The following is a 14049-nucleotide window of genomic DNA, read 5'->3' as shown; positions in this document are numbered from 1 at the left end:
GAAAAATAAAAACAACAACCCGCTGGAGCCTGCACCGCATGACGACCTTCACGCACCTGTTCGAACCGCTGCACATCCGTGGCAAACGCCTGAAGAACCGCATCATGTCCAGCGGCCACGACACCTCGATCCCCACCGACAACCTGGTCAACGACCGCCTGATCGCCTACCACAAGGCCCGCGCCGAAGGCGGTGTCGGCCTGATCGTGCTGCAGGTCGCCGGGGTGCACGACAGTGCGCGCTATACCTCCCATGTGCTGATGGCCACCGATGACGCCTGCATCGAGGGCTACCGCCAACTGGCCGAGACCTGTCATGCCCATGGCACCGTGGTGCTGTCGCAGATCTTTCACCCGGGCCGGGAAATCATGGAGTCCAGCGATGGCCTGCTGGCAGTGGCCTATTCGGCGTCGGCGGTGCCCAATGAACGCTTCAGGGTGATGCCGCGTGCACTTGACCAAGGGATGATCGACGAGATCGTACAAGGCTATGCCGACGCGGCCCGACGCCTGCACCAGGCGGGTCTGGATGGTGTCGAAGTGGTTGCCAGCCATGGCTACCTGCCGGCGCAATTCATCAACCCGCGGGTCAACCGTCGCAGTGACGGCTACAACGGCGAGCTGGAGCAGCGCTTGCGCTTTGTTCGCGAAGTGATTGCCGCCGTGCGCGCCGCCACCTCGGCAGACTTCATCATCGGCTTGCGTATCAGCGCCGATGAACGCGATGCCGAAGGCCTCACCGAGAGCGAATCGCTGGCGGCGGTACAGGCACTGCAATCGACACTGGACTACGTGCACATCGTTGCCGGCACCTCGGCCTCCCTCGGTGGCGCGGTGCATATCGTTCCGCCGATGGCCATCGAGGCGGCCTACCTGGCGCGCGAGGCCGGCACCTTCAAGGCCAGCCTGTCGATTCCACTGTTTGTCACCGGGCGCATCAACCAGCCGCAGGAAGCCGAACTGATCCTGGCCCGTGGTCAGGCCGATGTCTGCGGCATGACCCGCGCACTGATCTGCGACCCGCAAATGCCGAACAAGACCGACAGCGGCCGTGCCGAGGATGTGCGTGCCTGCATTGCCTGCAACCAGGCCTGCATCGGCCATTTCCATCGCGGCCTGCCGATCTCCTGCATTCAGCACCCGGAAACCGGACGTGAACAACAGTTCGGCCAATTGCACCCGGCTGCAGTGCGCAAACGCATTCTGGTTGCCGGTGGCGGGCCGGCCGGCATGAAGGCGGCCGCCGTCGCGGCAGCGCGCGGGCATCAGGTCACGCTGTACGAAGCCAGTGCGCAGCTGGGCGGCCAGGTGCTGCTGGCGCAACTGCTGCCACGGCGCGCCGAGTTCGGCGGTGCCAGCACCAACCTGCAGCGCGAAATGCAACGGGCCGGGGTCGAGGTGGTACGCAACACCCGGGTCGACCGGGCCCTGGTGGAACGTGAACAACCTGACCTGGTGATCGTGGCCACCGGCGCCGAACCCTACTGGCCAGCGTTCGAGCGCGGCGGTGAACTGCAGGTGGTCGACGCCTGGCAGGTGCTGCGCGACGAGGTCACACTGGGCCGCTCTGTGATGGTGGTGGATTGGCGTTGCGACTGGATCGGCCCGGGCATCGCCGAGCGCCTGGTGCGCGCCGGCCACCAGGTGCAACTGGCGGTCAACGGCACGCACTGCGGCGAGAGCCTGCCGCTGTATGTACGCGACCAGATGGCCGGCGAGCTGCACAAGCTGGGTATCGCGATCACCCCCTACACCCGCCTCTACGGCTGCGACGACAACACCGTGTACCTGCAGCACACGGCCAGCGGTGAGCCGATGATCTTCGAAGGCATCGACACCCTGGTGTTGTGCCAGGGCCACCAACCGGTCGATAGCCTGGCTGACGAACTCAAGGGACTGGTCGAGGTGAAACGGATCGGCGACTGCCTGGCCCCGCGCACCGCCGAAGAAGCCATTTACGAAGGATTGAAGGTCGCCTGGACGCTCTGAGCCTGTTTATACTCCGGGGCTTTGCAGCGTGCGCGGTATGGAGCCCCCAATGAGCAACAGCAGCAAGATGCCGCCCGCCGGCGCCGTTCCCGGCCAGGAAGGCGCCGCAGCACCGCAGTTTCTCGGCACCCGCATCCGCGGCCTGCGCAAGCGCCGGGGCATGACCCTGGCCGAGCTTGCGCAGCAGAGCGAGCTGACGGCAGGCTACATCAGCCAGCTGGAGCGCAACCTGTCGTACCCGTCGATTCCGGCGCTGTTCAATATTGCCCGCAGCCTCGGCGTGACCATTCAATGGTTCTTCGCCAGCGAAGCCAGCACCGCCCCTGAAGACAACGGCTACGTGGTGCGCAAAAGCAGCCGCCTGAGCGTGCATTACGAAGACGGTATCGTCGACCAGCTACTGACCCCGCAGCCCAATCGCGAGCTGGAAATGCTCCACTCGCGCTTCCCGCCCGGCACCTACAGCCAGCAAAGCTACAGCCACGAGGGCGAAGAAGCCGGTTACCTGTTGTCCGGCAGTTTTGAACTGTGGGTGGGCGATCGTTACTTTCAGTTGAGCGAAGGCGACAGTTTCAGTTTTTCCAGCCAGGAGCCGCACCGCTACGGCAACCCTGGCGACGTGGATGCCGTGGTGATCTGGGTCATCACGCCACCCACTTTCTAACCCCCCAGGACAACAACAATAAAGGCTTGCCATGAACGACCTGATCACCCGCGACTTGAACAACGGCTTGTTGACCTTGACCTTCAACCGGCCCGACAAGCTCAACGCCATGAACAACGCCATGTACAGCCAGCTGGGCGACCAGTTGCTGAGCGCCAGCGAAGACCCGCAGGTGGAGGTCATCATCCTGACCGGTGGCGCGCAGTGCTTCAGCGCCGGCAACGACCTCAAGGACTTTCTCGACAACCCGCCCAGCGACATGGACAGCCCGGTGTTTCGCCTGATGCGCATCGTCATGGAGGTGGACAAACCGTTGATTGCGGCAGTCAGTGGCGCGGCCATCGGCATCGGCACCACCTTGCTGCTGCATTGCGACCAGGTACTGGTCAGCCGCTCGGCCAAGCTAAGGATGCCATTCGTGCCGCTGGGGCTGTGCCCGGAGTTTGGCTCCAGCCTGTTGCTGCCACGCCTGCTCGGGCATGCCCGCGCCGCCCGCTTGCTGCTGTGCAATGAGCTGCTCAACGGTGAGCAAGCCGTGCAGTGGGGGCTGGCCAACGAACTGCATGAAGACGGAGAGCAGTGCCTGAACGCTGCCAGGCAACTGGCGCAGCGCCTGCAAAGCTTGCCGCAGGCCGCGCTGCGGGTGAGCAAACGCCTGCTCAAGGACACCCATCGGGCAGAACTTCAGGCCTGCGTTGAACGCGAAGGCCTGCTGTTCATCGAGCGCCTGCATACCCCTGAAGCGAAGGCGGCGTTGCGGGCGCTGGTCAAGGACTGACGCCGCGCAAGCAAGCGCCCTACTCGCTCAGCTGGCTGTCGATGACGATGGTGCCGCTGAGCAGTTTGTGGACCGGACAGGCATTGGCCACGCCCAGCAAGCGTTCGCGCTGGGCGTCATCCAGTTCGCCATGCAATTCGATCACGCGCTTGATTTCGGTGCGCTGCGGCTGGGTTTTCTCTTCCTTGACGATATCGAGCAGCACATGCACGTGCTGCAATGGCCATTCCTTGCGCTTGGCGTACATCGACAGGGTAATCGCCGTACAGGCGCCCAGGGCCGACAACAACAGCTGGTGCGGATCAGGGCCGCGATCATGACCACCGAGCTTTTCGCTTTCATCGGCCAGCCACTGGTTGACGCCAGCAGACAGGTTGACGGTGTACGGGATCTCACCCAGCTCGGCGTGAACGGTCGAATCGGACATCGGTGGTGGCTTCCTTGGCGATGGCCAGGCCAACGGGGCCCGACGCGAGTGCGTTAACACTAGCGCCAAGCCCCGCCCAAGGAAAGCCGGTCAGGCAAACAGGCCGTAGAGAATCGCCGACAGGGTGATCAGGCCGATCAGCACCACAAACACATTGGACACGCGGCCCGAGTATTTGCGCAACGACGGCACTTTGTTGATTGCATACATCGGCATCAGGAACAGCAGGCAGGCGATGATCGGCCCACCGAGGTTCTCGATCATGCCGAGGATGCTCGGGTTGAGGGTCGCCACTGCCCAGCAGGCCAGTACCATGAACAGCGCGGTCATCTGCTCCAGGCGCTTGGCCGAAAGCTGTTTGCCACGGCTGCGCAGGCTTTTCACGATCATGCCCTGGAAGCCTTCGCTGGCGCCGATGTAGTGACCGAGGAACGACTTGGTGATCGCCACCAGCGCAATCAACGGTGCGACAAAGGCAATCACCGGAGTCTGGAAGTGGTTGGCCAGGTACGACAGGATCGAAATGTTCTGTTGCTTGGCCGCAGCCAGGTCCGCCGGGCTCAACGCCAGCACGCAGCTGAAGCAGAAGAACATCACCGTCAGCACCATCATCACATGGGCGAAGGCCAGAATCCGGCCGCTTTTGTGGTCAGCCTGCTCACCGTAGCGGTGCTTCTGGTCCACGGCGAAGGCCGAGATGATCGGTGAGTGGTTGAATGAAAACACCATCACCGGAATGGCCAGCCACAAGGTCTTGATGAACGCATCCATCGGCATGCCGTCGGCGGCCTGGGCGAAGAAGGCGCCGTTCCAGTTGGGAATCAGGCTCAGGGCCAACAGCAGCAAGGCGGCGACAAACGGGTAAACCAACAGGCTCATGACTTTGACGATGATGCCCTGGCCACTGCGCACCACTACCATCAGGCCGCAGATCAGCAGCAGCGACAGCAGCGCCCGCGGTGGCGGGGTCATGTGCAGCTGGTGCTCCATGAAGTTGCCCAGGGTGTTGGTCAGCGCGACGCTGTACACCAGCAGAATCGGGAAGATCGCCAGGAAATACAGCAAGGTGATCAGCTTGCCCGCGCCGACACCGAAGTGTTCTTCGACCACTTCGGTAATGTCTTCACTGGCGCCGCGCTTGCCGGACAGCACGAAGCGCGTCAGGCCACGGTGCGCGTAATAGGTCATGGGGAACGCCAGCAGCGCCAGTACCAGCAGCGGCCAGAAGCCCCCTACCCCGGCGTTGATGGGCAGGAACAGGGTACCGGCGCCAATGGCAGTACCGTACAGGCCCAGCACCCAGGTGGTGTCGTGGCGGTTCCAGCTGGTGCTTTGTGCAGGCGCAGCAGCGCCCACACCAAGGTTCGTGGTGGTGTTTACATCAGTCATCGATATTGCCTTGTAGTTGTTTTTGTTGCTTATGAACGAACTGCGTTACGCGTATCTGCGACCGCTTCGCGGTCGATCGCAGGCTGTCGCCAGCTCCCACCCACAGATCTGTAGGAGCTGGCGACAGCCTGCGATTGAGCGCAAAGCGCTCACTTGGGGGTTGTCGACGGGTTCAGCACTCGACGAAAGCGACCGCCAGGCCACCGCGCGAAGTCTCCTTGTAGTTGGCATGCATGTCGGCACCGGTGTCGCGCATGGTGCGGATCACCCGGTCCAGCGAGATGAAGTGTTCGCCGTCGCCGCGCAGGGCCAATTGCACGGCATTGATGGCCATGACCGCGGCGATGGCATTTCGCTCGATGCACGGCACCTGCCCCAGGCCGCCGACCGGATCGCAGGTCAGGCCGAGGTTGTGTTCCAGGGCGATCTCGGCAGCGTTCTCCAGCTGCATCGGGGTCGCCCCCAGGACGTCGGCCCGGCCGGCGGCAGCCCTCGAGCAGGCCGAACCGACCTCACCCTGGCAACCCACTTCGGCACCGGAGATCGACGCATTCTTCTTGCACAAGATGCCGACGGCGGCGGCGCTGAGCAGAAAGTCGACCACGTCGTTGTCGCAGCCGTCCGGGTTGAACTTCATGTAGTAGTGCAGCACCGCCGGAATGATGCCCGCCGCACCGTTGGTGGGCGCGGTGACCATGCGGCCACCGGCGGCGTTCTCTTCATTTACCGCCAGGGCAAACAGGTTGACCCACTCCATGGCGCTCAAGGTTGAACCGATCACGTTGGGTTTGCTCAGCACCTGCAGGCTGCGGTGCAATTTGGCTGCGCGGCGCTTGACCTTGAGGCCACCCGGCAAAATGCCCTCGTTGCGCAAACCGTTGTCGACGCACTCGCGCATAGCCTCCCAGAGCCTGAGCAAGCCGCTGCGCACGTCGGCCTCGGAGCGCCAGGCGCATTCGTTGGCCATCATCAACTGGCTGACCCGCAAGCCGTGCTCTTTGCACAGCGCCAGCAGCTCGGCGGCACTGTCGAAGTCATAGGGCAGTTTGACCTGCTCGGCGCTGTCGTGCGCAGCTTCGAGTTGCGCCGCTTCGACGATGAAGCCACCACCCACCGAATAGTAGGTCTGATGCAGCAGCGACGTGCTGCCGGCGAACGCTTCCAGGGTCATGGCATTGGGGTGATACGGCAGGCTCTCGTCGAGCAGCAGTAGGTCCCGGCTGCAGTCGAATTCGATGGCATGGCGGCCATCCAGCGACAACACCCGGCTCTGCTGGAGCTGGCTGATGAGCGGTTCGATGTGTTGCGGGTCTATCTGGTCGGGCCATTCGCCCATCAACCCCAACAGGCAGGCGCGGTCGGTGGCATGGCCGACGCCGGTAGCCGACAGCGAGCCATACAGGCGAACCTCGACCCGGCTGACCTGCGCCAACTGTCCGCCCTCGCGCAGGGCCTGGGCGAAGGTTGCAGCCGCCCGCATCGGGCCTACGGTATGGGAACTTGAAGGCCCGATACCAATTTTGAAAAGGTCGAAAACACTGATAGCCATGCTAATGCCTGCACGCTTGGGCAACTGTTGTTGCGCTGCGGCGTTGTGAAAAAATTGATGGGTGTCGCGAAGTTGCGCGATACTGCCCGGTCACTGTGGCATTGACCAACGAATCTTTCTAAGCAAGCCTTTAGCAGAACTAAACCATGAGACGACAAATGAATGGCCAGACCTACGTCTGGCTGCACGTGTTTTCCTGCGCGGCGCGGCATTTGTCGTTCACCCGTTGCGCCGAAGAACTGCACATCACCCCCGGGGCCGTCAGCCAGCAAATCCGACAACTGGAAGAGCGCCTGGGCTTTCGGTTGTTCCTGCGCCGCGCGCGAGGCGTTGAGCTGACCGCCGAGGGCCAGCGCCTGGCGCAGACGGTCAGCGAAGCCTACGGCAGCATCGATGCCGAACTGCGGCGCCTGGACGCCGGCGAGATTCGCGGAACCCTGCGCCTGCGCTCGATCCCTTCGTTTCTGGCCAAGTGGCTGACGCCGCGCCTGCCACGCCTGCAACAGCGCTACCCGGACATCCAGCTGCGCCTGGTGGCCGAAGACAGCAGCCAGGCGTTGCATGAAGGCGACTTCGACCTGGCCATCGACCTTAATGACGGCAGCTACCCGGGCATGCATTCAACGCCACTGCTGGACGAGCTGATTTTCCCGGTGTGCTCGCCAGGCTTGCTACGCGGGCGCCCGCCATTGCACGGCCCGGCCGACCTTGCCCACTACCCGCTGCTGCACGACATCACCGCCTGGCGCGGCAGTTCCGAATATGCCGAATGGGAGTTCTACCTCGACGGTATCGGCGCCGCCGGGCTGGATGTGCGTCGCGGGCACACCTTCAACCGCAACCACCTGACCATCGAAGCAGCGATTGCCGGTATCGGCGTGGCCATCGCCCGGCGCACGCTGCTTAATGACGAACTGGAGCGAGGCACCTTGATCGTGCCGTTCGGCCTGCCGATCGCCAATCACAAGCGCTATGTGCTGCTGTACCCGCCCGGCGGCCTGGCCCACCCGAGCGCCCGCGCCGTGCACGACTGGCTGGTAGAAGAAGCGCAGGCGTTTCGCGCCCAGCATCCCGTGGCGTAAAGGCTTTATAGGATTACCACCTGCGCGGGCATGCGCTGCGGCCTGATGCCGTCCTTCGACCAAGGAGCATCAGCATGCAACCGACACCACCGCTCAACCCGCACCTGCTATTGATCAAGCAGCAGCTCCCGCACTGGAGTCACCACGCCACAGCAGACAACTGGCGCGCGCTGGGCAAGGCACTGACGCCCGCCCAGGGATTAGCCGATAACCTCGCCCCCTGGTTTGCCAATGCCGCCCCCGACCTGCGTGAGGCCGTCCTGGCCAGTGGCGCCCGCCTGGATGCTGCGCAACAGGCGCTGGCACGCGCACTCAAGGGCCTCAAACAGATCGCCGAATTTGCCGAGCCGCTGTTAAGCGAACGCCTGCTCAGCGACCATCAACTGGACGCCCCCGTGCGTACTAGCGAGTTAATCCGTATTCGTCACCTCTTCACCTGGCAAACCTACGTCAGTGAGCATGAGCGGCACAGCCTGCTGGAGGCTGCGCTGCAAAACTTTGCCGACGACGTCAGTTTCAGCCCGGACAGCGCCCTGGCGCTGGCGGGTGACATCCAGGTCAGCAAAACCCAGGTCATCGGCAAAGCACCACTGGGCGACAGCGAAAGCCTGGTCGACTACGCCATGGACTCCGAGGCCTATGGCATCAAGGCCCTGCCCCTCAGCCCCGACGATTTCGCCCGGACCTGCCGCGACCTGGACATTGGCCAACGTTACCAACAGCACCTGACAAGCCTGTACGCCCGCACGGACGTCGCCCCGCTCGCCATCACAATGTATCGGGCGCAACTGCAGCGGGACGCAGACATTGCGTTCTTGCGTCATCACCTCGATGGCGCGGCGATGGATGCCCTGCTTGTCCTTGCCGAAGACCCTGGCAGTCTGCCTTGCCAGCAACTGAGCCTGTTCGGCCTCACACTGCAGGAAGCAGTCGTCATCGACACCGATACTGCCGGCCTGTTGCTGCACCTGCCAGGACATACAGCGGCGTTGCGCCAGTTTCCCGATCTGGCTCAGCTTCACCGGCAGCTGTGTCAGGACTTGCTCGACCCGGCCTTGCGTCAACGCGTGAGCAGCTACCTGGCGCACGACCTGCGACCCGCTTTTCTCTCCCGCCTGCAGCAAAACCTTGACGCCACAGGCGGTGCCCCGGCCGACCAGCGCTGGCCGTTGCGTGAAGGTGCGGATCTGCACCTGGAATTACGGGTGATTGACGCACCGCTGTTCAGCTTTCACCACAACCAGCAGGTGGCGCGGCTAAAAGCCGAGGCACGCCAGTTGGCTGTGCCCACCGCCGACGCCGACGAAAAAGCACGCCGTCAACGCCTGGCGCACTGGGAAAGTGCTGGCTTCGACACATTGATGGTGGCCGGATTGTTTGTGCCGGAGATCGGCGCGTTGATGCTGGCTGTCACCGCCTACCAATTGCTTGACGAGGTGTTCGAGGGCTACGAAGCCTGGCGTATCGGCGATCGCCATGAGGCGTTGGCACACGCCAAGAATGTGGGCCTCAACCTGGCACTGATTGCTGGCTTGCATGTGGCTGGCAAGGGCGTCGGTAAACTCGTCAGCAGCCCGCTGATGGAGGAACTGGAGCCCATCACGCGGGCCGATGGCAGCCTGCGCTTATGGCGCCCTGAGCTGGCGCCTTACCGCAGTGCGCAAGTATTACCCAACGCACTGGAACCCAACGCCCAGGGCCAGTTCATCTATCAAGGCCGTTGTTTCATCCGCCTGGATGGCACACTTTACGAGCAGCAGCTGGACGTTACGCTTCAGCGCTGGCGCATTGTCCATCCGGATCAGCCAAACGCCTACCAGCCACTGCTGGAGCACAATGGCGACGGCGCCTGGCGCTTGCAACTCGAGGAGCCGCAGCGCTGGGGCGAGGACCAGTTGCTGCGTCGCCTTAGTCAGCACCTTGGCCAATTGGACGACACCACGCTGCGCGAAGCCATGGCCATCAGCGGAGCCACCCGCGCACAGCTGCAGGCGATTTACCTGAGCGGCGAAGCAACGCCGCCACTGCTCCTCGATACCCTGGAGCGCCTGACATTGGCGCGCCAGCTGCCTGAGCTGACAGGTACTGCACTGGAACGCGCGTACGCAGGCACTGCTGCCAGCGCCGCGGAACAGCGCCTGTGTGCCGACTTCCCCCGACTCTCCACGCCGCTGGCGCGACGCTTGCTCGGGCGCCTGTCGGAGGAAAAACTGAATGCCTGGACCGACCGAGGTACACTGCCCGCCTGGCTACGCGCTCAAGCCGAACAGGTGAACGCCGAGCTACCGCGAGTGCGCGCCCTGGAAGGTCTGTACCAACCACAATTTGCCAGTGCCGACAGCGACCGCCTGCTGTTTGCCTGCCTCGAGCGCTTGCCAGAGTGGCCTGGCGACCTGCGCCTGGAGCTGCGTGAGGCCAGCCCGGACGGCCCATTGCTGGCGGCACTGGGCGAGGTGTCGGCGGGTACACGACGGCTCGTACTCAAATCCAGCCAAGGCTATGAAGCCTTCCGCGGTGAACGACCGGTGGCTGGCCGTCAGAAAAGCGATCCCTTGCGGGCAATCGTTGACGTTTTGCCGAAAACGACGCAGCCGGCATGGGTCGGCGATGCAGGCGCAAAGACGCTGCGTAGCCAGGTATTGACCGAAGCGCAACGCAGTCGCCATGTGTGGTCACCCGGGCATTGGGGCACACAGGCTCAATCCGCCTCCCGCAAAATAGGCTTGCGCGGCGGTGCACCGCTGGAGCCTCTGGCACCGCCTTCGCCGTTTCGCACCTCGCTTGCCGCTCGCCTGCGACGGCTCTACCCGTACATTAGCGACGAGCAGATCGAGGACCTGCTGGCAGACTGGCGCAGGCGCTTGAACAGTGCAGAACGCGAAATCCTGGTCCGTGAGCGGGCTCTGGAAGACCTGCGCGCAGAACTCGCCACCTGGGCCCGTGGGGTACCGCGCCGTGAACGGGCGATTCAACGCGTCATCAACGCCTGGCGGCAAACACCCGCTCTGCAACTGGAAAACGGTGAGCGGGTGCTAGGCCTGGACCTGTCCAATCTGGAACTGGAGAACCAGGACCTGAGCAGCCTTGCCCAGCTCAACCAGTTCCCGTCGGTGAAGCGCCTGGTCCTTGACGGCAACCGTGCACTGAACCAATTGCCCGATGCCTTGTTTGCGCGCTGCCCGCACCTGGAGAACCTGCGTCTTGTCGATTGCCGGTTCGACCGCCTACCCCAGCTGGCCAATCCTCGCAATCTGCAATGGTTGGATATGGACGGCAACCGTATCACCTGGGACGACAACGCCCAGGCGAGCCTGGAACGCTTCACCCAGCTGCGCATTCTGGACCTGTCAGATAACCCGCTGCTGCGATCACCCAACCTTTCTAGTCCGGCGTTCCCGCATCTGCGCGCACTGTTCATGCACAACTGCAGCCTGAGCGAACTGCCTCTGGGCCTGGCAGACATTCGCGATCCCATCAGCCTGGACCTGTCGGACAACCAGTTCACCCACCTGCCGCCCGGTTTCACCCTGCCTACCGCCAACGCTGTAGTCATGCGCCTTGAAAGCGACTGGCTTGGCGCCGGAATCCGAAGGCAGATAGATGATTACTACACAAGGTTCGGCGTCGACCTGCTGGTCGACGATGGCGACTATGAAGAATTGCTCGAAGCGGCCACGCCGACACAGATGGACCTGTGGCGCCAGTTACCCCTGCAGTACCGCCGGGATCTGCGTGAGCTTCTCAATGGCGAACCTTTTCTGACCGACCCGCAGCAAGCGAGAGCCGGCTTCTGGGCGCGTATCGACCTGTTCGTCAATGACCCGGTGTTTCGTCGGCTGGCCCTGAGCCGACCTGCCGGAGCGCTGTTCGAACTGCCGCTCTGAGCATGGCTAAGGCACCGTTTGCCAGGGCACCGGCAAGCGGTGCCTTTGCGGGTTCTGCGCCATCCACTGCTGCAACTCGGCCGCCGGCATCGGCCGTGCCATCAAAAAGCCCTGACCCTGATCGCAACCGGCATTGCGCAGGTAGTCGTACTGGGCCTGGGTCTCGATGCCCTCGGCAGTAATCCGGAAGCCCAAGGCATGGCCAAGGTCGATAATCGCCCGGGTTATGGCCATGGCGTCATCATCTTCGGGCAGGTCCTTGATGAAGGCACGGTCGATTTTCAGATGGTCGATGGGCAACGACTTGAGGTAGGCCAGTGAGGAATAACCGGTACCGAAGTCATCCACCGCCGTCACCACACCCATGGCCTGCAATTGAGCCAGCACGGCGCAGGCTTGTTGCTGACTTTCCATCAGCAGGCTTTCGGTGATCTCCACCTCAAGCAAGGTGGGTGGCAAGTCGTAGCGCTTGAGGCTGCGCGACAGGCTGGCGACATAATCGCTGCGCTCGATCTGCAAGGCTGCCACGTTGATCGCCACCGGCCCCGGCAGGCAGTCAGCCGCACGCCAGGCGGCAATCTGGGCGCAGGCGAGTTCCAGCACCTTTTCACCCAGCGGAATGATCAGCCCGGTACGCTCGGCCAACGGGATGAACTGTGCCGGGGACACCAGCCCATGCTCGGGATCGCGCCAGCGCAACAGCGCCTCGGCGCCCTCCAGGCGACCGCTGAACAGGTCGATCTTGGGCTGGTACCAGAGCTCGAACTCGTTGTGTTTCAACGCCCGGCGCAGGTTCAGTTCCAGGCCCAGGCGCGCCTGCAAGCGCTGGGTCATGTCCGGGTGATACAGCCGCCAGGCGTTGCGACCACTTTCTTTGGCTGCATACATGGCCGTGTCGGCGTGGCGCAACAGACGGTCTCCGCTGTCACCGTGCTCAGGGCACCAGGCCAGGCCGATGCTGCCGGTAACCAGTACGGCGTTACCTTTGAGGTCGAACGGTTGCTGCAGTGTTTGCAACAGGCCCTGAACCCGATCAATACAGCCCTGCTCGGTACCGCTGAGCAAAAAGGCGAATTCGTCGCCGCCCAACCGGCACAGGCTGTCCTGGCCATCAACGATCTGCATGAAGCGCGCGGTGGCCTGTTGCAGCAACAGGTCGCCCATCGGGTGGCCGAGGCTGTCGTTGACCTGTTTGAAACCGTCGATGTCCAGCACCAGCACAGCGAGGCGCTCGCCCCGGCCAATGGCGGTGTGCAGGTGTTGGGCGAACAGCAAACGGTTCGGCAAACCGGTGATCGCGTCGTAGTGCGCCAGGCGCTGCAACTGCGTTTGCGATTGCTTGAGCTCGCGGTTGCGCAGTTTGATCAGGTGGTTGCTGCGATTGAGTTGCGCCACGAATACGCTGAACAACCCGGTACAGGTCAAGGCGAACAGGAACAGCGGCGAGGTGAACAGGCTCAGGCTAGGCCAGCCCCCCAGCGGGCTTGCCGCCAGTTGCCAGAGCCCACCGGGTACGTCGACGTTGACGGTGGCCGGCTGCTGCTCAAACAGCTTGGGGTCGCCCCAGATCATCGCCCCGACCGAACCTTGGCCGTCGGCACCGCGCAAGGCAAATTCGAATCCCGGGTCCAGGTCCAGTCCTGCCGTGCCGAGCAAACGGTCGATGTCTGCCACAATCGAGACATTGCCCCAGTACAGCGATACGCCCTTGTGTCCCTTGAGAAACACCGGGCGCCGGTAGACCAGGGCGCGACCACCCTGATACAGCTGAAGCGGCCCGGCCAGTACCGCACGGTGGTTGTCGCGGGCACGCTGCAACATCGGGTACTGGTCTGGCAGATGACGATAGTCGATACCGACTACGCTTTGATTGCCCTGCAGTGGATAGACATCGGCGATCACATCGCCCGGAGCCACTGAAATGTGGCGGATATGCGGTACCGAGGCGATGGCCTGGCGAGCCATGTCATGAAAGTGCTCGACGCTGATCTGGCCGTCGGCACTGATCAGTTGCGCGATGCCTTCGGTCTCGCCGAAGGCTGAACGCAACTGGGCCTCGAGGGCGGCACGCACGCCAGACAATCGCACACCGGCGTTGGCCACCAGTTCGCTTTCCTGACGCTGGACATCCATACGCCCAAGAACCACCGACAAACTGATGCCGATCAACGCAAAACCGATGGGCAACAGACGATTGAGGGTGTTACCCAGGGCCGTTGGCAAAACCCGTTTGTCATCGAGTGCGAGGATTCTTGTGCTCATGGGTCCGTTATTCACATCGAATTAAT

General features: G+C 63.1%; 9 protein-coding genes. 5 read left to right on the top strand and 4 right to left on the bottom strand.

Annotated features, from left to right (window positions below; all coding sequences use genetic code 11):
* Positions 1-38 precede the first annotated feature (38 nt).
* The 3 genes from I5S59_RS11860 (at position 39) to I5S59_RS11850 (ending at position 3430) form a co-directional block, all read left to right on the top strand.
* Positions 39-1988 (top strand): FAD-dependent oxidoreductase, encoded by a 1950-nt coding sequence (locus I5S59_RS11860; protein WP_197876767.1) that lies wholly within the window; start codon positions 39-41, stop codon positions 1986-1988.
* Positions 1989-2055: 67 nt separating this feature from the next.
* The gene (locus I5S59_RS11855; RefSeq protein ID WP_197876801.1) at positions 2056-2652 is read left to right on the top strand and encodes a cupin domain-containing protein; all 597 of its coding nucleotides are present in this window, start codon (positions 2056-2058) and stop codon (positions 2650-2652) included.
* Positions 2653-2683: 31 nt separating this feature from the next.
* Positions 2684-3430, top strand: coding sequence for an enoyl-CoA hydratase (locus tag I5S59_RS11850; protein ID WP_197876766.1), 747 nt, complete (start codon positions 2684-2686; stop codon positions 3428-3430).
* 19 nt (positions 3431-3449) lie between these two features.
* Here the strand turns inward: I5S59_RS11850 and I5S59_RS11845 are convergent, their stop codons facing one another.
* The 3 genes from I5S59_RS11845 to I5S59_RS11835 form a co-directional block, all read right to left on the bottom strand.
* Positions 3450-3857, bottom strand: a complete 408-nt coding sequence (locus tag I5S59_RS11845) for an OsmC family protein (RefSeq protein ID WP_197876765.1) — start codon at positions 3855-3857, stop codon at positions 3450-3452.
* Between the two features lie 90 nt (positions 3858-3947).
* Entirely contained in the window at positions 3948-5246 is a 1299-nt protein-coding gene (locus I5S59_RS11840; protein ID WP_197876764.1) for a serine/threonine transporter, read from the bottom strand.
* Between the two features lie 172 nt (positions 5247-5418).
* Complete coding sequence (locus tag I5S59_RS11835; RefSeq protein WP_197876763.1) at positions 5419-6795, bottom strand: L-serine ammonia-lyase; 1377 nt, start codon at positions 6793-6795, stop codon at positions 5419-5421.
* A 146-nt stretch (positions 6796-6941) separates the two neighbouring features.
* On the opposite strand from I5S59_RS11835, the gene I5S59_RS11830 reads away from it, so the two are divergent.
* Positions 6942-7877 carry a LysR substrate-binding domain-containing protein gene (locus I5S59_RS11830; protein ID WP_197876762.1) on the top strand — a complete coding sequence of 312 codons (936 nt, stop codon included), beginning with the start codon at positions 6942-6944 and terminating at the stop codon, positions 7875-7877.
* A 74-nt stretch (positions 7878-7951) separates the two neighbouring features.
* Complete coding sequence (locus I5S59_RS11825; protein ID WP_197876761.1) at positions 7952-11761, top strand: leucine-rich repeat domain-containing protein; 3810 nt, start codon at positions 7952-7954, stop codon at positions 11759-11761.
* 6 nt (positions 11762-11767) lie between these two features.
* Here I5S59_RS11825 and I5S59_RS11820 read toward each other — a convergent pair whose 3' ends face one another.
* Positions 11768-14023: a putative bifunctional diguanylate cyclase/phosphodiesterase gene (locus tag I5S59_RS11820; protein ID WP_197876760.1), complete on the bottom strand. Its 2256-nt coding sequence runs from the start codon at positions 14021-14023 to the stop codon at positions 11768-11770.
* Between the last annotated feature and the right edge of the window lie 26 nt (positions 14024-14049).

The sequence above is a fragment of the Pseudomonas alkylphenolica genome (genome assembly GCF_016009175.1).
Classification (GTDB): Bacteria; Pseudomonadota; Gammaproteobacteria; order Pseudomonadales; family Pseudomonadaceae; genus Aquipseudomonas; species Aquipseudomonas alkylphenolica_B.
The sequence above is the reverse complement of the archived record's forward strand: the minus strand, read 5'-3'. Positions and strand labels throughout refer to the sequence as shown.